Genomic DNA, 20399 nt, shown 5'->3' on the forward strand with positions numbered 1-20399 from the left:
ATAACTATTATAGGAATACAAAATTGTTTCTTAAGTTATACATGTAAGATTTTGATTCTTAAAAGAGTGATGGCAAGCTTGTAAAGTTTTCAATTGAATAACTTTTTAAACTACAAATAAACATTTTAAGTTAATATGTAAGTTAAAGTTTTAGCTTGTTTTAATATATTAAATTAAAGTAGTATAATGTTAAATTAAATAATGACGAAATTACTGGAGGGGATACGATGGGTCAAAAACTAGTTATAGTTGAGTCACCAGCTAAAGCGAAGACCATAAAAAAATATTTAGGAAAAAATTACGTAGTTGAAGCTTCTATGGGACATATTAGAGATTTACCAAAAAGCCAATTAGGCGTTGATATAGAGAATAATTATGAACCTAAATATATTACTATTAGAGGAAAAGGTGAATTAATAAAAAAATTAAAAAAAGAAGCTAAAAAAAGTGAAAAAGTTTATCTTGCAACTGACCCTGATAGAGAGGGTGAAGCTATTTCTTGGCATTTAGCTAATATATTAAAGATTGATGGAAGTGAAAAATGCAGAATAGAATTTAATGAAATTACTAAAAATGCTGTAAAATCTGCAATAAAGAATCCTAGATTAATAAATGAAAATGTATTTGATGCTCAGCAAGCAAGAAGAGTTTTAGATAGATTGGTAGGATATAAGATAAGCCCTATATTATGGAGAAAAGTAAGATGGGGATTAAGTGCAGGAAGAGTTCAGTCAGTAGCACTTAAAATAATTTGTGATAGAGAAAAAGAGATAAAGGAATTTATACCGAAAGAATATTGGTCTATAGAATGTGAAGTTTATAAAAATTCTCTAAAAGAGAAGTTTTCAATTAAATTACACAATAAAAAAGGTAAAAAAATAGAAATATCATCAAAAGAAGAAAATGATGCAATAATAAAAGAATTAAAACAAGGTAATTTTGTAGTTGGAAATATTAAAAATACAGAAAAAAATAAAAATCCATTACCACCATTTACTACAAGTACATTGCAACAGGAGGCTTATAGAAAATTAAATTTTTCTACTAAAAAGACAATGTCAGTGGCACAAGAATTATATGAAGGTATAGAAATAAAAGGTTTTGGGACTGTAGGATTAATAACATATATGAGAACAGATTCTGTTAGAGTATCTGATGAAGCTCAAGAGGCTTCAAAACAATATATCAAAGATACTTTTGGAAATGAGTATATTCCAGATGTAAAAAGAGTTTATAAGGGTAAAAAAAATAGCCAAGATGCACATGAAGCTATAAGACCAAGTAATGTTGAGATAACACCTGAAATTGCTAAACAAACATTAAAAGATACTCAATTTAAATTATATTCTTTAATATGGAATAGATTTATGGCTAGTCAAATGGCTTCTTGTATATTAAATAGTACATCAATAAGTATTAATAATAATGATTATACTTTTAAAGCTAGTGGATCAGTTGTAAAATTTGATGGATTTACTAAAGTTTATAAAAGTGAATCCGATGAAGAAAGTAAAACACTTAAAATACCAGATTTAAAATCAGGTGATGAATTAAAAGAAAACAATACTGAAGGAAAACAACATTTTACTCAACCGCCTCCAAAATTTTCCGAGGCATCATTAGTTAAAACGTTAGAAGAAAATGGCATAGGAAGACCGAGTACTTATGCACCTACAATATCAACATTATTAGATAGAAAATATATTGAAAGAAATAAAAAGGTGTTGGATCCTACAGAATTAGGTCATATAGTTAATAATTTAATTTCCGAGTATTTCAAGCAGATTGTAGATGTGGAATTTACAGCAGAAATGGAAAGTAAACTTGATAATGTAGAAGAAGGTACTGCTGAGTGGAAAAAAATTGTTGATGAATTTTTTACACCATTAAAAGAAGCTATAGAAATAGCTGAGAAAGAAATAGCTAAAATAACAATAGAAGATAAAGTAACAGATATACCATGTGATAAATGTGGAAGATTGATGGTTGTAAAACATGGTAGATTTGGAGATTTCTTAGCATGTCCTGGATATCCAGAATGTGAAAACACTAAACCAATAGCAAAAGAATTAGATGTACCATGTCCTAAATGTGGAAAGAAAATACTGGAAAAAAGAAGTAGAAAAGGAAGAACTTTTTATGGATGCAGTGGATATCCAGAATGTGATTTCGTGAGTTGGTTTGAACCATCTGGGGAAAAATGTCCAGAATGTAATGATATTTTAGTTAAAAGATATACTAAAACTAAAGGAAACTATTTAGAATGTGCAAATAAAGAATGCAAATATAGAAAAGAGCTAAAAGAAGAAGCAAAAGAAGAAGAAAACTAAATATTAATTGTTGTGAAAAACAAAAAACTTTACAAATTCGTTAAAAAGTTTTATAATGCTTGAGTTGGTAAAATAAAATAGAAATATATTATTTAAATAAAATCATTCTTAATTAATATTTATTATAAGCGCTACAAATTAATTAGATTTTGCTATAATTTTTTATTAAAAAAGTATATAGCAAAATCTATATGCTATATACTTTAGATATTACATAATTTTTGGAACATGAAAAAATTTCAAGTATATTTTATTAAAAATATAGTAAAATAATAATAATTACATAAAAAAAATTAAATTAATTGCTTTGAAATTTATTATATACTTAATTTTAATTTAATATTTCTATAAATATATAAATTTACAAAAAAATAATATATTTGTCGAAATAGGTAAAAAAACATTGAAATTTTAAAAATGATATGATATGATAATTAGTATCATAAACAATTCAAAAAATTTTTAATTACCTAAAAATTGCAAGAAATGTTTCGGGTGACAGCTTATTTGTAGTAGATTGATTTGTGGGAGTAGAAACAAGAAAGAATATAAACTAGTGTTTATAAAGGAGGAGAAGTAGAAGTGTCGCTATTAGATAAAACAAGAAGATTAAATAAAATTTTACAAAAGTCAGGAACAGAACCAGTAGTTTTTGATGAGATATGTAATTTATTAAGCGAAGTATTAGATTGTAACGTATATGTTATAAGCAGAAAAGGAAAAGTTTTAGGATATAATTTTGCTGGAGGATTTGAGTGTGAAACTGTTAAAGATCATGTTGTGAACAACATGAGATTCCCAGAAGATTATAATGAAAGACTTTTAGGTGTAGATGAAACAAGAGCTAATCTTTCAAGCAAAGGAATTTGCGTATTTGAAGGAGAAAAAGATTGTGAAATTGAAGGAAAACTTTCTACTATAGTACCTATAAATGGAAATAGAGAAAGATTAGGAACTTTATTATTAGCTAGATTTAATAAAGAATTCTTTGAAGAAGATTTAGTCATTGCTGAATATAGTGCAACTATAGTAGGTATGGAAATATTAAGAGCTAAAAATGAAGAAATAGAAGAAGAAGCAAGAAAGAAAGCTATAGTTCAATTAGCAATAGGAACACTTTCTTATTCAGAATTAGAAGCTGTAGAACATATATTTAATGAGTTAGACGGATATGAAGGTCTGTTAGTAGCTTCTAAAATAGCTGATAAAGTTGGAATAACTAGATCAGTTATAGTAAATGCATTAAGAAAATTTGAAAGTGCTGGAGTTATTGAATCAAGATCTTTAGGTATGAAAGGTACTCATATAAAAATACTTAATGAGAAGTTAATAGAAGAATTGGATAAATTAAAATAGAGCATTATGCTCTATTTTTTTTAATCATATGCTGTATTATATTGAAATTAATCCCATTAAATAGAAGCTAAAAATAAAAATACGTTTATTAAAGTATTTATTTGGATATAATAATAATGTTAATTTATAATTAAAAATACTTTTAAATGAAGTGAAATTTTATATTGAATACTGTTTAGTATTATGATATACTAACACAGGTAAGAATACGCACATTGCTGTATTTTCTAGAAAGGTGCCTTATTTTGAAGGTTTTTTAGAAAAAATGAGGGCAATGGAGGAAAAACCAGGAGGGAATTTAAAAATGGCAGTAATATCAATGAAACAATTATTAGAAGCTGGTGTACATTTTGGACACCAAACAAGAAGATGGAACCCTAAAATGGCTCCATATATATTCACAGAAAGAAACGGAATATATATCATCGACTTACAAAAAACAGTTAAGAAAATCGATGAAGCTTATGATTTCTTAAAATCAGTATCAGAAGAAGGAAAAGATGTACTTTTCGTTGGAACTAAAAAACAAGCTCAAGAAGCTATTAAAGAAGAGGCAATAAGATCAGGAATGCACTTCGTAAATAATAGATGGTTAGGTGGAATGTTAACAAACTTCACAACTATCAAAACTAGAATCGGAAGATTAGAAGAATTAGACAACATGGAAGAAGATGGAACTTTTGACGTTTTACCTAAGAAAGAAGTTACTCTATTAAAAAATGAGAGAGAAAAACTAGAGAAAAACTTAGGCGGAATCAGAAACATGGATGCTAATAATATAGGAGCATTATTTGTTGTAGATCCAAGAAAAGAAAAAAATGCTATATCAGAAGCAAAAATATTAGGAATACCTGTTGTTGCTATAGTTGACACAAACTGTGATCCAGATGAAGTTGATTATGTAATCCCAGGAAATGATGATGCTATAAGAGCGGTAAAACTAATAACTGAGAGATTAAGCGATGCTATAATCGAAGCAAGACAAGGTGAACAATTAGCTGAGTAATTTTATTTTACCTTGAATAATTGACATTTTAGAATAAAAAATGTTAGTAGAGTAAATAAATTTAAAAGGTAAGTGAAAATAACTTTCATTTACCTTTTAAATTAGTTAAGAGTAGGAGGAGTTATAAATGATAACTGCAAGCATGGTTAAAGAACTTAGAGAAAGAACTGGTGCAGGAATGATGGACTGCAAAAGAGCTTTAAGTGAAACTAATGGAGATATGGATAAAGCAATAGAAATATTAAGAGAAAAAGGGTTAGCTGCAGCTGCTAAAAAAGCAGGAAGAATAGCAGCTGAAGGACTAGTTGTTACTTATATTTCAGAAGATAATAAAAAAGGTGCTATAGTAGAATTAAACTGTGAAACAGATTTCGTTGCAGCTAATGAAGAGTTTGTTAAACTAGCTAAAAACATAGCTAAGCAAATAACTTATTCAAATGTTACTACTGTAGAAGAACTAATAGAAGAAAAATACATAGAAGATGAAGCTTCTACTATAAAAGATACATTAACAGCATTAATAGCTAAAATCGGAGAAAATATGTCTGTAAGAAGATTTAAAAGATTTAGCGTAGAAAATGGAATGCTTCAAAGCTATATACATGGTGGCGGAAGAATAGCTGTTATGGTTGAAGTTGCTTGTGATAAACAAGATGAAACTGTAGCTCAAGTTGGAAAAGATGTTGCTATGCAAGTTGCTGCTGCAAACCCATTATTCTTAGATGAAACAGCTGTTGATCATGAAACTATAGAAAAAGAAAAAGAAATTTATAGAGTTCAAGCTTTAAATGAAGGCAAACCAGAAAAAATAGTAGAAAAAATGGTTGACGGAAGAGTTAAAAAATACTTAAAAGAAGTTTGCTTAGTTGATCAAGTTTGGGTTAAAAATCCTGACTATACAATAACTAAATATCTTCAAGAAGAGTCTAAGAAAATAGGTGCTGACATAAAAATTGCTAGATTCGCTAGATTCGAAAGAGGAGAAGGAATCGAGAAAAAAGAAGATAACTTTGCAGAAGAAGTTGCAAAAATGCAAGGTAAATAATAAAAAATAAAAGAGAACCTCTGTGTTCTCTTTTTTTAAAATAAACATATAAATTTACAAATTTTTGATGGAATTATAATAATTTGGAGGTACAATATATATGGAAGCTGCAAAATATAAAAGAGTAATGCTTAAACTTTCAGGTGAGGCTTTAGCTGCTGATAAGGGATATGGTATAGATTTTGATATAGCTAGTGAAATAGCTTTACAAATTAAAAAATTAGTAGAAATGGGTGTTGAAGTTGGAGCTGTAGTTGGTGGAGGAAATATCTGGCGTGGAAGACAAGGTGAAGATATGGATAGAACAACTGCGGATTATATGGGTATGTTAGCAACATGTATAAATGCATTAGCACTTCAAGATTCATTAGAGAGTGCTGGAGTACACACAAGAGTACAAACAGCTATTGAAATGAAAGAAATTGCTGAACCTTATATAAGAAGAAGAGCCATGAGACACTTAGAAAAAGGAAGAGTAGTGATATTTGCAGCGGGTACTGGAAATCCATATTTTTCAACAGATACTACAGCAGCTTTAAGAGCTGCAGAAATAGAAGCAGATGTAATATTATTAGCAAAAAAAGTAGATGGGGTTTATGATAAAGATCCATATAAATATAATGATGCTGTTAAATTTAATAACTTAAGTTATTTTGATGTTATAGAAAAAGGTCTTCAAGTTATGGATACTACAGCAACATCACTATGTATGGATAATGATATTCCAATATTAGTATTTGGATTAGATAAACCAGAAAATATAATTAAAGCTGTAAAAGGTGAAAAAATTGGTACTCTAGTATCTAAAGTATCTTGTAATAAATAATTTTTGGAGGTAGTTTATTGTATGGTTAAAGAAATAATAAAAAATGCTGATGAAAAAATGACAAAGACTCTTACAGTTTTAAAAGGTGAATTATCAACAATGAAAGCTGGAAGAGCAAATCCAAAAATGTTGGACAGAATAGAAGTTGAATGCTATGGTAGCATGATTCCGCTAAACCAAGTAGCTAATATATCTGCTCCAGAAGCGAGAGTACTTTTAATACAGCCATGGGATAAAAGTTCTTTAAAAGATATTGAAAAAGCTATTTTAAAATCAGATTTAGGATTAAATCCGACTAGCGATGGTGCGGTTATAAGATTAATGATTCCTGAGCTAACAGAAGAGACAAGAAAAAATCTTGTTAAAAATATAAAAAAGGTTGGCGAAGATGGAAAAGTTGCAGTTAGAGCTATAAGAAGAGATGCTAATGATAAAATAAAAGCCCTTAAAAAAGACGGAGAAATTACTGAGGATGAAGCTAAAAAGTCAGAAGATAGCATTCAGAAGGAAACTGACAAATATGTAAAAGAAATAGATACAATTGTTGCAGCAAAAGAAAAAGAAGTTATGTCAATTTAATTTTATATTAATAGATAAAAACCTGCATTTATGCAGGTTTTTATTGGTTTAAAATTAAATTTGAATTTATATTACTAAAAATGCATAATATAAAATAAATTTTTAAATCTATTTTTAAAAACTTAAATATAAATAAATCTTTATTTTTTATTTATATTTGATAAAATTATTATTAAGTGTAATTCTACTTTAACATATCTTATAGATATATAGGGTTGAGTTAAAATTTATTCAATAACTAAAAATATTTTCATCCCAAATAAACTATTGAATTTAGATATATATAAGATTGTAGGGATTTTTGGGATATTTAGATTTTAAAATGAAAAATTTAAATAGTTAGCTTAGAATCATATAAAAGAAACAATAGATAAAAAATAAAGTGAAATTACTTTTTAGATTTAGAATGGAGAGATAAACATGTTGAATTTTTTTAAGGGAAATGAAAAAAAAGAAGAAGAAATAATTTTAGATAGTAATAATATACCAAAACATATAGCAATTATCATGGATGGAAATGGAAGATGGGCTAAAGATAGAGGACTAGCTAGAATGCTTGGTCATAGAGAAGGTATGAAAACTATAAAAAGAATTTTGAATAGGGCATCTGATTTAGGGGTGAAATATTTAACATTATATGCTTTTTCCACAGAGAATTGGAAAAGACCTAAGGAAGAAGTCGGTGCGCTTATGAAATTAATAATTGAATTTGCTCATAAGGAATGTAAAGACCTAAAGAAAAACAATGTAATAGTAAAAACAATAGGAGATTTAGATAAATTACCTAATACTAGTTTAGAAGCAATAAATATGTTAAAAGAAGAAACAAAAAATAATACAGGTATTGTATTAAATATTGCATTAAATTATGGTGGAAGAGATGAAATTATAGTAGCAACAAAAGAAATATGTAAGCAATTATTAGATGGAAAAATATCAATAGATAATATAAATGAAGAATTAGTAAATAATAATTTATACACAGCAGGTATGCCAGATCCAGACTTAATAATAAGACCAAGTGGAGAGCAAAGATTGAGCAATTATCTATTATGGCAAAGTGCATATTCAGAGTTTTGGTATTCTAACATAAAGTGGCCAGATTTTAGTGAAAAAGATTTAGAAAGAGCTATTTATGATTATCAAAATAGGGATAGAAGATTTGGTGATATAAAGTAATGGAAGGAGATTTTTATGAATAAAAGGTACATTGGTGCAGCTATGATAGCTCCGGCACTAGTATTCTTCCTAATAGGAGGAGTTATACTTAAATATTTTGTTTTAGTTTTAGCACTGTGTGGACTTTATGAGTTTTACAATGCTTGTAAAAAATCCCAGTTAAAACCTATTTCCATTATAGGATATATAATAACTTTAGTGTATTTTGTTACATTAGGTGAAAGTTTTAATTTTGAAATGGTTTCATATATGTTAGTATTAGGTACTTTTATAACTATGTTTGTACCTGTGTTTAATACAGAATATAATTTTATAGATGTAGCAACTACAATGTTTGGTATTTTATATGTAACGATATTTTTTAGTTTATTACCACTTATAAACATGTTAGAATATGGACAATATTTAATATGGTTAGTATTTATATCTTCTTGGGGATGCGATACTTTAGCATATTACACAGGAAGGTCTTTGGGGAAGCACAAATTGGTTCCTAAAGTTAGTCCTAAAAAAACGGTTGAAGGTGCAATTGGTGGACTATTTGGTAGTGTTTTAGGTTGCGTTATCTATGGTTATGTAATAAAAAAATTTGGAGTGAATATATCACTTTATAATTATGCGATAATAGGAATTTTAGGAGGAATAGTAGGTCAGTTAGGCGATTTTGTAGCGTCATCTATAAAAAGACATGCGAAAATTAAAGATTATAGTAATCTTATACCTGGACATGGTGGAATATTAGATAGATTTGATAGCATACTTTTTGTATCAGTTGTAGTATATTATTATATAACAATTTTTATGGGGATGTAGAGTTTGAAATATAAAAAATTATTTTATTCTATTGTTTTACTTATACTATTTATAATTGGAACTATAATAATAACAAAGTATATAAGACCTATTATGGTGACAACTGCTTTAATCTTAGTATCGCTACCATTATACAAAATGTTAAGGAAAAGGGATACTTTTGGAGAAAAGGCAAGTGCTATTATTAGCATAGTTTTTATAAACTGCCTTTTCTTTATTGTTTTATTGTTTATAGGTACATTTTTATTTGATAAAGGTGTCTCTTTTATAAATGATGAATTAAGTGGATTGTTATTATATATTAGTGAAATTTATAAAAAAATAATACCTTTTCAAAGTTTAAATGATATGGATGCTAAAAATAGAATTTTAAATACTATGGAGAAGTTTCTAAAAAGTGGAGTATTGAAAAAAGGTGCTATTCACACAACGGATGGATTATTAACTTATTTTGTTGGAAATATAATAGCATATTTTGTCTTAGCTGATATAAAATCAGTAGCTCTATTTATAATTGAATTAATAGGTAGAGAGAATTATATGAGAGTTAGGAAGAAGTTTTATGAAATGAGCAAATTAATAAAAATAATAATTTACTCTGCTTTTATAAATATGATTATTGTAATAATAGGGTTTAAGATACTATCTATAAAAAATTGTATATCTTTAGGTATTATTTGCGCAATATTAGATATAATTCCTTATATAGGAACTTTTATAGTGTTTGTTCCATTAACATTATATTATTTCTATATAAAAAATCATTTTATAGTTATAGGGCTATTAACATTATATATTATATTGTTTTTAACTACACAAATAATTCAAGGAAAATTTATGAGTTGCAAACTAAATATTCCTCCAATACCACTAATTCTTGCAATATATATTGGCACTAAAAATTTTGGTATAATTGGAATGATTACAGGAGTATTATATGTGATAACTTGTAATGAATTTGTCTTTGAAAAGTCATATGATTTTGATAAAATTTATAACGCAAAATAAATTTATATTTGAAGAAATTATGGCATAATAGTATAATTTTAAAAAGGTAAGTTTATAACAAGTTTTAACAAAAGGCTATAAATTTAAATTATATAGTATAGCTAGAAGAAGGAGCGATTTTTTTGAAAAACATAAGTATATTAGGGGTTACAGGCTCTATAGGAACTCAGACATTAGATGTGGTTAGACAAGAAAATGAAGAGTTTAATGTAATAGGTATATCTGCAAATACCAGTTATAAAAAGGTTATAGATATAATAGATGAATTTAAACCTAAATATGTAGCCATGATGGATAACGATAGTTATATTAAAGTAAAAGCATATTGTGAAGAACGTGAATTAGATATATTAGTTTATGAAGGATTAGAGGGATTAATCAAAATATCAACATTAGAAGAAATAGAAATGGTAGTTACATCAGTTGTAGGTATGATAGGACTTATACCTACTATAAAAGCTATAAGAGCTAAAAAAGATATTGCACTTGCAAATAAAGAAACTCTTGTAGTAGCAGGTGAGATTGTAATAAGAGAAGCTAAAGAAAATAATGTTAAAATATTACCAGTAGATTCAGAGCATGGAGCTATATTTCAGTGCCTACAAGGTAATGAAACTCAAAAGATAAACAAGATATTATTAACGGCATCAGGGGGGCCTTTTAGAGGAAAAACTAGAGAAGAACTTACTACAATAAAAGCAGAACAGGCATTAAAGCATCCTAAATGGAACATGGGTAAAAAGATATCTATAGATTCATCTACGTTAGTAAATAAAGGATTAGAGGTTATAGAAGCACATTATTTATTTGGTGTTGATTATGAAGATATAGAGGTGGTAGTTCATCCACAAAGTATAGTTCATTCAATGGTAGAGTATATAGATGGAAGTGTTATAGCTCAGCTTGGAAGTACAGATATGAAATTACCAATACAATATGCAATGAACTATCCAGTAAGAAAACCATCTGTTACTGAAAAATTAAATTTTTATACATTAGGACAATTAACTTTTGAGAAACCAGATATGGACACTTTTGGGTGTTTAAAACTTGCTTATGAAGCAGGAAGAAAAGGCGGCAACATGCCTGCAATAATGAATGGAGCTAATGAAATTGCAGTAGAATTATTTCTAAGTGGCAAAATTGGTTATTTACAAATAGAAGAAATTTTAAAAGAATGTATGGAAACATTAAAATTTATAAAAAATCCTACTTTAGAAGAAGTCATACTTACAGATAAAGAGGTTAGAAAATATGTTAAAAATAAATTTGGTATATAGGAGATAAATTAGTATGGGAGTGTTATTTGAAAATATAGGACATATACTTATGGCTATAATAGCTTTTGGAGTTTTGGTTGTAGTACATGAATTTGGCCATTTTATACTTGCAAAAATAAATGATGTACGTGTAGATGAATTTTCAATAGGTATGGGACCTAAACTTTTTGGCATAAAAGGAAAAGAAACAGAATATAAGATATGTCTTTTACCTATAGGTGGTTATGTAAAAATGTATGGAGAAGATGATGAAGTAACTACTGTAGATCCAAGGGCATATGCAAATAAAAATTCATGGCAAAAACTTTCAATAGTTTTAGCAGGGCCAATAATGAATATATTTTTAGCTATATTCTTATTTGGCTTTGTTGGAAATGTAGAAGGTATCCATGTTCCAACTGTAAGTGACATAATAAAAGATAGCCCAGCATATACTGCAGGTGTAGAAAAAGGAGACATTATAAAACTTGTAGACGATAAAAAAATAACTACTTGGAATGATTTTGCGACAAAGGTTATGTTAAGTGAGGGTGAAGAACTAAAAATTACTATTGAAAGAAATGGCGATTATAAAAATTTAAACTTAAAGCCAGTATTTTCAAAAGAAGAAAATCAGTTCTTAATAGGTATTTATCCAGAATTGAAAACTCCAACAATTGGAGAAGCTTTTAAATATGGTGTTGATCAAACAATAAGTCTCACAAAACAAACTTTTCAATTCTTTGGAAGGTTATTCAAGGGGAAAATATCAAGTGATGATTTTGGTGGACCTATTTCTATAATTAGGATTTCAACTGCAGTAGCAAGACAAGGTGTTACGAACCTTATGTTTTTAGGAGCATACTTGAGTATTCAACTAGCTATATTTAACATAATACCATTTCCAGCATTAGATGGTGGTTGGACTTTAATATTAATATTACAAATAATAACTCGAAGAGAGTTTAATAAAGAAGTTATTGCAAGAATAAATTACTATGGATACATGGCACTTATGGGGCTTATGATATTTATGCTTGTGAAGGATATTGTTAATCCTATTCAATTTTAGGAGTGGTTAAGATGATAAGAAGAGAAACTAGAAAGATACAAATAGGGAATATAGAAATTGGTGGAGATGCTAAAATAGCAGTTCAATCTATGACTAATACAGATACAAGAGATGTTAAAGCAACTGTAGAACAAATATTAAGACTTGAAAAAGCAGGATGTGATATAGTTAGATGTGCAGTTCCAGATATAAAAGCAGCAGAAGCTATTAAAGAGATTGTAAAACATATTAATATACCTCTTGTAGCAGACATTCATTTTGATTATAAATTAGCAATTAAAGCTATGGAAAATGGTGTGTCCAAACTTAGAATTAACCCAGGAAATATAGGAAGCGAAGAAAGGGTTAGAGAAGTTGTAAAAGTTGCTAAAGAAAAGAAAATACCAATAAGAATTGGAGTTAATTCAGGGTCTTTAGAAAAAGATATTCTTGAAAAATATAAAAGACCTTGTGCAGAGGCTTTAGTGGAAAGTGCATTAGGACATGTGAAAATATTAGAAGATATGGACTTTTATGATATAGTTATATCCATCAAATCATCAGATGTAGGTGAAATGATAAAAAGTTATAAATTGATGTCAGAAAAGGTTGACTATCCATTGCACTTAGGTGTAACAGAGGCAGGAACTCCTTTTAAAGCTACTGTTAAATCAAGTGTTGGAATAGGTTCATTGTTAGCACAAGGAATAGGCGATACTTTAAGAGTATCTATTACTGGAGATGTTGAAGAAGAAGTTAAAGTTGGAAAAGAAATTTTGAAATCTTTAGGATATATTAAAGAAGGAATAAAATTTGTATCCTGTCCTACCTGTGGAAGAACAGAAATCAATCTTATAAAAATTGCTAACGAAGTAGAAGGATTACTTGCAGGAATTAATAAGAACATAAAGGTAGCAGTTATGGGATGCGTAGTAAATGGACCAGGAGAAGCAAGAGAAGCAGATATTGGTATAGCTGGTGGAAAAGGCTGTGGAATAATATTTAAAAAAGGTGAAATTATAAAAAAAGTAGATGAAAAAGATCTTGTTTCAGAGTTAATGAAGGAGATAGAAAAACTATAGGACTAGGAGGATAAAATATGAATAAAAGCCTAGTTGAACTTTTAAAAGATCATTTAGATGAAAATAAGGATATTTCTGATTATAAAATTAAGGTACTGAGGATTCAGTACCTTAAAAAAACGGAAAAACTAATAATATACTTAAGTGGTGACAGTGGACTAAATGAAGATATAAAAGATAAGGTAGAGCTAATACTTTATAAGGCATTAAAAGTATTTAAAAATATAGAGTATATATGGTATGTAGATATAAAAGCTGCAAATTTACAAGAAGTATGTACTATGTATTGGACAGATCTTATAAATGATGTTACAGTAAAAAATCCAACAGTGAGAACTGCTTTATTAAGTTGTGAAAAAGAAGTTGAAGATAATACTGTAAAAATAAAAATTTCTAATAAATTCATATGCGATATATTAAAAAATAAACATATGGAACAAACTATTAAGTCCACATTAAGAAAAGTATATGGTATAGATGGGCATATAAAAATAATTAATGACAATACTGTAACGGTGGATTATTTTAAAGAAAAAGAAGAAGAAAATGTAAATATAATACAAGAAGTTATGAAAAATACCAATATAGAGCATAAAAGCAATTCTACAGAAAACAGCAAACCAAAATCTTCAATGCAAAATAATAATGGAAGCGTAAATTCTTACAGAAAGCCAAGATTTGATAACTCTAAAGATGCTAATGATGAGAATTTAATTATTGGGCGTCATGTTACAACGGAACCAACACAAATTTGTGACTTAGATCAAACTTCTGGATTTGTATCCATAATTGGCGATATATTTAAAGTTGAAATAATAGAAACAAAAACAGGGAGAATTATACCTACGTTTTGTATTACAGATTATACTAGTTCCATAATGGTAAAATGCTTTCTTAAAAATCAAGAATTAGAAAAACTTCAGGAAAATTTAAAGGTAGGACTACACTGTAAAGTTAGTGGTGAAGTTATATACGATACTTATGCAAGAGAAATAGTACTTATGGGGAAACATATGTACAAAATGGCTAGAATTGAAAGAAATGATATAAGTGAAGAGAAAAGAGTAGAACTTCATGCACATACAAATATGAGTTCAATGGACGGATTGGTATCAGCATCCAAACTTATAAATACAGCTATAAAATGGGGTCATAAGGCTATTGCAATAACTGATCATGGTGTGGCACAGGCATTTCCAGAAGCTATGAATGCATCTAAAGGAAAAGATATAAAAGTTATATATGGGATGGAAGGCTATTTAGTTGATGATGGAGTACCCATTATAATAGCTGATGAAAATAGGAAGTTAAATGAAGATATCGTAGTATTTGATTTAGAAACTACAGGATTTTCTAGTGAAAATGATTGTATCATTGAAATAGGGGCAGTTAAGATTAGAGATAATCAAATTGTAGATAAATTTAATGAATTTGTAAATCCTAATAGGTCTATTCCTTATAAAATAACAGAGCTTACAGGAATAACCAATGGTATGGTTAAAGATGCAGATTCTATAGAGAATGTATTACCTAAATTTTTAGAGTTCGTTGGAGATTCGATGGTTGCAGCTCATAATGCTCCTTTTGATACATCCTTTATAAAAGCTAATTGCAAAAAAATCAAAATAGAATTTAAAAATTCAATAATGGATACTATTCCTTTAGCAAAATTTTTATTTCCAGATTTAAAAAGATACAAGTTAAATACAATATGTAAGCATATAGGTATATCTTTAGAAAATCATCACAGAGCTGTTGATGATGCAAAAGCAACAGCAGAAATAGTACTACATTGTTTAGATATGTTAAAAGAAAAGGAAATATTTGATGTATATAAGTTAAATAAAGAGTTTTTAGGAAATTTTGATATAAAAAAGGCTGTTACTTATCACATAATAATACTTGCAAAAAATCAAGTAGGCATAAAAAATTTATATAAAGTTATATCAAAATCTAATTTAGAATATTTTCATAGAAGGCCGAGGGTACCTAAAAGTCTTTTAGAACAGTTTAGAGAAGGACTTATAATTGGATCTGCTTGTGAGGCGGGTCAAATATATAAAGAGGTATTACAAGGTAAATCTTTTGAAGAAATGGAGGAACTAGTGAATTTCTATGATTATTTAGAGATACAGCCAATAGGTAATAATAAATTTTTGATTGCAAATGGAACAGTTAAAGATGATAATCAGCTAAGAGAAATAAACAGTAAAATTTATAAACTTGCAGAAAAATATAATAAATTAATTGTAGCTACAGGTGATGTGCACTTTTTACATCCTAATGATGAGGTTTTTAGAAGGATACTTATGGCAGGGCAAGGATTCTCAGATGCAGATAACCAGCCACCACTATATTTTAAAACTACTACAGAAATGTTAAAGGAATTCTCATATTTAGGAGAGGATAAAGCTAGAGAGGTAGTAATAGAAAATCCAAATAAAATAGCAGATATGATTGAAGAGGTAAAACCAATTCCAGATGAAACATTTCCACCTAAAATTGAAGGTGCTGATGAAGATATCAGAAATATGACAATGAAAAATGTAAAAAGGATATACGGAGATGATTTACCTGAAGTAATACAAAAGAGATTAGACAAAGAGTTAAACTCTATAATTAACAATGGATATGCGGTGCTCTATCTTATAGCTCATAAATTAGTTGCAAAGTCAATATCAGATGGGTATTTGGTTGGGTCTAGAGGATCGGTAGGATCTTCTTTTGTTGCTACAATGACAGATATAACGGAAGTTAATGGATTGCCGCCACATTATGTTTGTCCAAAGTGTAAACATAGTGAGTTTTTTATGGATGGTTCAGTAGCTTCTGGAGTTGATTTGCCAGAAAAAAATTGTGAGAAATGTGGAACTCCATATATTAGAGATGGACATGACATTCCTTTTGAAACTTTCTTAGGTTTTGAAGGAGATAAGGAGCCAGATATAGACCTTAACTTCTCCGGTGACAACCAAGGAGACATACATAGATATACTGAGGTGCTTTTTGGAGAAGGGCATACTTTTAAAGCAGGTACTATAGGAACAATTGCAGAAAAAACTGCATATGGCTTTGTAAAAAAATATTTAGATGAAAAAGAGATTAATGTTCCATCAGCAGAGATAGATAGATTGACAATTGGATGTAGTGGAGTTAAAAGGACAAGTGGACAGCATCCAGGTGGTATAATGGTAGTTCCAAGCGACAACGAAATATATAATTTTTGTCCTATACAGCATCCAGCAGATGATCCTAACTCCGATATAATAACAACTCATTTTGATTATCACTCTATAAGTGGTAGGCTGCTGAAATTAGATATACTAGGTCACGACGATCCGACTGTATTAAGGATGCTTCAGGATATAACAGGTCTTGACCCTCAAACAATACCACTTTCAGACCCTAAGGTTTTAAGTATATTTACATCACCAGAAGCCTTAGGAGTAACAGTAGAGGAATTGGGGTGTGAAGTTGGTAGTTATGGAATTCCAGAGTTTGGTACTAAATTTGTAAGACAAATGCTACTAGATACTAAACCTAAAACTTTTTCAGATCTTGTAAGAATATCTGGATTATCACATGGTACAGATGTTTGGCTTAACAATGCTCAATATTATATTAAGGAAGGTTTTACTACACTAAAAGACTGTATATCAACAAGGGATGATATTATGGTTTATTTAATATATAAAGGGTTGCCACCTAAAATAGCCTTTAATATTATGGAAAAAGTAAGAAAAGGAAAAGGACTTTCAGAAGAACATGAACAAATAATGAGAGATAATAATGTACCAGATTGGTATATTGGATCTTGTAAAAAAATAAAATATATGTTTCCTAAAGGCCATGCTGCAGCATATGTTATGATGGCAGTTAGAATTGCTTATTATAAGGTTTATTATCCTAAAGCATATTATGCAACGTATTTTACTGTAAGGGCTGATGATTTTGATGGAGATGTTGTTATAAAAGGAGAGGAAGCCATAAAGGCAAAAATGGATGAAATAGCTGAACTTGGTAATAAGGTAGGACCAAAAGAAAAAGGTTTAATGACAATATTAGAATTATCCTATGAAATGTATAAAAGGAATATAAAATTTTTGCCAGTAGATATATATGTGTCTCATGCAACTAAATTTTTAATAGAAGGTGAGTATATAAGAATACCACTTAGTGGATTACAAGGTGTTGGTGTTAATGCTGCTAAAAGTATTATGGAAGCTAGGGAACATGGAGAATTTCTTTCTAAACAGGATTTAAAAGAAAGAAGTGCAGTTTCTAAAACTGTTATAGAATCTTTAGATAATCATGGTGCATTAGAAAATTTACCAGAAACCAATCAATTAAGTTTATTTTAAAAAAATTTGATTATTTGTTATTAATTTTAGAAAAATAGAGCAAAATAGGTGTAAGAGTATACCTATTTAAATTCCCTTGAAATAGATTGTTTTTTATGATATACTAACACTAAGGTTTAGTGATTTGAGATAATTGTACTTTTGGGAGAGTAGGTTATGCCTACTCTCTATTTATTGAAACGCAACACTTTAAGGTTGCGTTTTGTCATATAATAAAAAGTAAATTCAGTGGAATTCATTAGACAATAGAACATATCATATATTTATGCATTCTATAATAAAAAGTGAAGTTAGACAGTATAACTTCATAAAAAGTTAAAAGGAGGTTAATGTATGGAAAATAGTATTTTAGTTGAAAAGCTTAACGGATTAGCACAGCCAATAGTTGAGAAAAGTGGATGTGAAATGTATCATCTAGAATATGTAAAAGAAGCAGGCGAATATATATTTAGAGTTTATATAGATAGCGAAAAAGGAATATCGCTTTCAGAATGTGAAAAGGTTAGTAGAGAGTTAAGTGATGTTTTAGATATAGAGGACCCTATAACAGATGAGTATACTTTAGAAGTTCAATCACCAGGAATATTTAGAACATTATTTACAGATAAACATATTGAAAAATACATAGGGTACGATGTTAAAGTTAACTTGAAAAAATTATTAAATGGGAAGAAAAAATATGAAGGTGTATTAAAGAAATTTGATACTTTAAATTTAGTAATAGAAATTTCAGGTGAAGAAATAGTTATTCCAAGAGAAAAAGTATCACAAGTTACTTTAAACCCATCGCTATAAGGAGGATAACTAAAAATGAATGAAGAATTTATAGATGCGCTTAGAGAAATTGTAAATGAAAAGGGAATAAGTGAAGATTTATTATTTACTACAATAGAGGATGCGTTAGTTGCAGCGTATAAGAAGAATTATGCGAACTCTTCTGTAAACGGACAAAATGTAAAAGTTACAATGGATAGAGAGTCAGGAGAAACTCACGTATATGCTCAAAAAGAAGTTGTAGAAGAAGTATATGATGAAACTTGCGAAATATCTTTAGAAGAAGCAAAAGAAATAAGCCCAAGATATACTATTGGAGACATAGCTGAAATGGAGGTTACTCCTAGAAGCTTTGGTAGAATAGCAGCTCAATCAGCAAAACAAGTTGTTATTCAAAGAATTAAAGAAGCAGAAAGAACTATTATATATAATGAATTCAAAGAAAAAGAATTTGATATAATTACAGGAACAATAATAAGAAAAGATAGAGGTAATGTATTTATAAACTTAGGAAAAATAGAAGCTATACTTGGACCTAATGAACAAATGCCAGGTGAAGAATATAACTTCAATGAAAAGTTAAGTTTATATATAGTAGAAGTTAAAAATGGCACAAAAGGGCCTCAAATAATAGTTTCAAGAACTCATCCAGGTTTAGTTAAAAGATTATTCGAAAGAGAAGTTCCAGAGATATACAATGGTATTGTAGAAATAAAAAGCATAGCAAGAGAAGCAGGCTCAAGAACTAAGATAGCAGTTTATTCAAATGATGACAATGTAGAAGCAATGGGTGCTTGTGTTGGACCAAAAGGAATAAGAGTGCAAAACATTGTAAATGAGCTTAAAAATGAAAAAATTGATATAATAAAATATAGTAAATTACCTGAAGAAAATATAGCCAATGCTTTAAGTCCAGCTAAAATATTAGAAGTGAAGGTTGATGAAGAGACTAAGAGTGCAAAAGTTGTAGTTGATGACAATCAACTATCATTAGCTATAGGTAAAGAAGGTCAAAATGTAAGATTAGCAGCAAGACTTACTGGCTGGAAAATAGACATAAAAAGCAAATCACAAGCTTTAGAAATTATTGAAGAAAATGATGAAGAACTTTTAATAGTTGAAGAAATTCAAGAGTAGGTGATAACTATGAAGGTAAAAAAAGTACCTCAAAGAATGTGCACTGGTTGTATGGAAATGAAAGATAAAAAACAACTTATACGAGTTGTAAGAAATAAAGATGGAGAAATCTCTATAGATATGACAGGTAAAAAGCCAGGCAGAGGAGCTTATATTTGCAAAAGTATTGATTGCCTTGAAAAAGCTATAAAAGCCAAGAGATTAGAGAGAAATTTAGAAGTAAATATAGACGAAGAGGTTTTTATAAAGCTAAAGGAAGAGATAAATGATGAACAATAAGTTTTATCAATTTTTAGGTTTAACGAAAAAATCAAGAAACTTAATAGAAGGCTACAATAAATGTGAAGAGGCAATAAAAAGAGAAAAGATTTATCTTATAATATTGTCAAAAGAATGCGCAGAGAATACTAAGAAGAAATTTAAAAAAATTTCGGAAGAAAAATCAGTACAACTAATAGAGGATATTCCTAAAAATGAATTAGGAAAACCACTAGGTAGAGAAGAGATAAATGTACTGTGTGTAAAAGATGATAATATGAGCAAAAGGCTTATAGAATTATGGAATAATCACAAAAGCATATAAATTTGGAGGT

The 20399-nt window shown here is 28.7% G+C and carries 17 protein-coding genes; all 17 read left to right on the top strand.

What is annotated here, in order from left to right; translation table 11 throughout:
* Positions 1-227 precede the first annotated feature (227 nt).
* Complete coding sequence (gene topA / locus ACYUE0_RS00860) at positions 228-2330, top strand: type I DNA topoisomerase (RefSeq protein WP_460269166.1); 2103 nt, start codon at positions 228-230, stop codon at positions 2328-2330.
* Positions 2331-2912: 582 nt separating this feature from the next.
* Positions 2913-3686: a GTP-sensing pleiotropic transcriptional regulator CodY gene (codY, locus tag ACYUE0_RS00865; protein WP_010292762.1), complete on the top strand. Its 774-nt coding sequence runs from the start codon at positions 2913-2915 to the stop codon at positions 3684-3686.
* Positions 3687-3990: 304 nt separating this feature from the next.
* A complete protein-coding gene (rpsB, locus tag ACYUE0_RS00870; protein ID WP_061995092.1) occupies positions 3991-4692 on the top strand; it encodes a 30S ribosomal protein S2 in 702 nt (233 codons plus the stop codon).
* A gap of 127 nt (positions 4693-4819) precedes the next feature.
* Positions 4820-5737: a translation elongation factor Ts gene (gene tsf / locus ACYUE0_RS00875; protein WP_460269167.1), complete on the top strand. Its 918-nt coding sequence runs from the start codon at positions 4820-4822 to the stop codon at positions 5735-5737.
* A gap of 100 nt (positions 5738-5837) precedes the next feature.
* Positions 5838-6563 (top strand): UMP kinase, encoded by a 726-nt coding sequence (pyrH, locus tag ACYUE0_RS00880; RefSeq protein WP_061995039.1) that lies wholly within the window; start codon positions 5838-5840, stop codon positions 6561-6563.
* Between the two features lie 21 nt (positions 6564-6584).
* Positions 6585-7142 carry a ribosome recycling factor gene (frr, locus tag ACYUE0_RS00885; protein ID WP_061995038.1) on the top strand — a complete coding sequence of 186 codons (558 nt, stop codon included), beginning with the start codon at positions 6585-6587 and terminating at the stop codon, positions 7140-7142.
* Between the two features lie 420 nt (positions 7143-7562).
* Complete coding sequence (locus ACYUE0_RS00890; RefSeq protein ID WP_061995037.1) at positions 7563-8321, top strand: isoprenyl transferase; 759 nt, start codon at positions 7563-7565, stop codon at positions 8319-8321.
* A gap of 15 nt (positions 8322-8336) precedes the next feature.
* Positions 8337-9134: a phosphatidate cytidylyltransferase gene (locus ACYUE0_RS00895; RefSeq protein WP_061995036.1), complete on the top strand. Its 798-nt coding sequence runs from the start codon at positions 8337-8339 to the stop codon at positions 9132-9134.
* Between the two features lie 3 nt (positions 9135-9137).
* The gene (locus ACYUE0_RS00900) at positions 9138-10142 is read left to right on the top strand and encodes an AI-2E family transporter (protein WP_460269169.1); all 1005 of its coding nucleotides are present in this window, start codon (positions 9138-9140) and stop codon (positions 10140-10142) included.
* A 122-nt stretch (positions 10143-10264) separates the two neighbouring features.
* Entirely contained in the window at positions 10265-11422 is a 1158-nt protein-coding gene (locus tag ACYUE0_RS00905) for a 1-deoxy-D-xylulose-5-phosphate reductoisomerase (protein ID WP_061995034.1), read from the top strand.
* A 13-nt stretch (positions 11423-11435) separates the two neighbouring features.
* Positions 11436-12473 (top strand): RIP metalloprotease RseP, encoded by a 1038-nt coding sequence (gene rseP, locus ACYUE0_RS00910; protein WP_061995033.1) that lies wholly within the window; start codon positions 11436-11438, stop codon positions 12471-12473.
* 11 nt (positions 12474-12484) lie between these two features.
* Complete coding sequence (gene ispG, locus ACYUE0_RS00915; RefSeq protein WP_061995032.1) at positions 12485-13534, top strand: flavodoxin-dependent (E)-4-hydroxy-3-methylbut-2-enyl-diphosphate synthase; 1050 nt, start codon at positions 12485-12487, stop codon at positions 13532-13534.
* Between the two features lie 17 nt (positions 13535-13551).
* Positions 13552-17895, top strand: coding sequence for a PolC-type DNA polymerase III (locus tag ACYUE0_RS00920; RefSeq protein ID WP_460269170.1), 4344 nt, complete (start codon positions 13552-13554; stop codon positions 17893-17895).
* Positions 17896-18228: 333 nt separating this feature from the next.
* The gene (rimP, locus tag ACYUE0_RS00925; RefSeq protein ID WP_061995030.1) at positions 18229-18690 is read left to right on the top strand and encodes a ribosome maturation factor RimP; all 462 of its coding nucleotides are present in this window, start codon (positions 18229-18231) and stop codon (positions 18688-18690) included.
* Between the two features lie 15 nt (positions 18691-18705).
* Complete coding sequence (gene nusA, locus ACYUE0_RS00930) at positions 18706-19806, top strand: transcription termination factor NusA (RefSeq protein ID WP_460269171.1); 1101 nt, start codon at positions 18706-18708, stop codon at positions 19804-19806.
* A 9-nt stretch (positions 19807-19815) separates the two neighbouring features.
* Positions 19816-20085 carry an RNase P modulator RnpM gene (gene rnpM / locus ACYUE0_RS00935; RefSeq protein ID WP_061995028.1) on the top strand — a complete coding sequence of 90 codons (270 nt, stop codon included), beginning with the start codon at positions 19816-19818 and terminating at the stop codon, positions 20083-20085.
* Positions 20072-20389, top strand: coding sequence for a ribosomal L7Ae/L30e/S12e/Gadd45 family protein (locus tag ACYUE0_RS00940; protein WP_460269172.1), 318 nt, complete (start codon positions 20072-20074; stop codon positions 20387-20389). Before rnpM ends, ACYUE0_RS00940 begins: the two co-directional genes overlap by 14 nt.
* Positions 20390-20399 lie beyond the last annotated feature (10 nt).

The organism is Clostridium sp. CTA-19 (genome assembly GCF_054767855.1).

Excerpts from the sequence above, each read along its gene's own strand:
- topA (WP_460269166.1), top strand. The coding sequence starts at position 228 with ATGGGTCAAAAACTAGTTATAGTTGAGTCACCAGCTAAAGCGAAGACC.
- rpsB (WP_061995092.1), top strand. The coding sequence starts at position 3,991 with ATGGCAGTAATATCAATGAAACAATTATTAGAAGCTGGTGTACATTTT.
- tsf (WP_460269167.1), top strand. The coding sequence starts at position 4,820 with ATGATAACTGCAAGCATGGTTAAAGAACTTAGAGAAAGAACTGGTGCA.
- pyrH (WP_061995039.1), top strand. The coding sequence starts at position 5,838 with ATGGAAGCTGCAAAATATAAAAGAGTAATGCTTAAACTTTCAGGTGAG.
- frr (WP_061995038.1), top strand. The coding sequence starts at position 6,585 with ATGGTTAAAGAAATAATAAAAAATGCTGATGAAAAAATGACAAAGACT.
- ACYUE0_RS00890 (WP_061995037.1), top strand. The coding sequence starts at position 7,563 with ATGTTGAATTTTTTTAAGGGAAATGAAAAAAAAGAAGAAGAAATAATT.
- ACYUE0_RS00895 (WP_061995036.1), top strand. The coding sequence starts at position 8,337 with ATGAATAAAAGGTACATTGGTGCAGCTATGATAGCTCCGGCACTAGTA.
- rseP (WP_061995033.1), top strand. The coding sequence starts at position 11,436 with ATGGGAGTGTTATTTGAAAATATAGGACATATACTTATGGCTATAATA.
- ispG (WP_061995032.1), top strand. The coding sequence starts at position 12,485 with ATGATAAGAAGAGAAACTAGAAAGATACAAATAGGGAATATAGAAATT.
- ACYUE0_RS00920 (WP_460269170.1), top strand. The coding sequence starts at position 13,552 with ATGAATAAAAGCCTAGTTGAACTTTTAAAAGATCATTTAGATGAAAAT.
- rimP (WP_061995030.1), top strand. The coding sequence starts at position 18,229 with ATGGAAAATAGTATTTTAGTTGAAAAGCTTAACGGATTAGCACAGCCA.
- nusA (WP_460269171.1), top strand. The coding sequence starts at position 18,706 with ATGAATGAAGAATTTATAGATGCGCTTAGAGAAATTGTAAATGAAAAG.
- rnpM (WP_061995028.1), top strand. The coding sequence starts at position 19,816 with ATGAAGGTAAAAAAAGTACCTCAAAGAATGTGCACTGGTTGTATGGAA.
- ACYUE0_RS00940 (WP_460269172.1), top strand. The coding sequence starts at position 20,072 with ATGATGAACAATAAGTTTTATCAATTTTTAGGTTTAACGAAAAAATCA.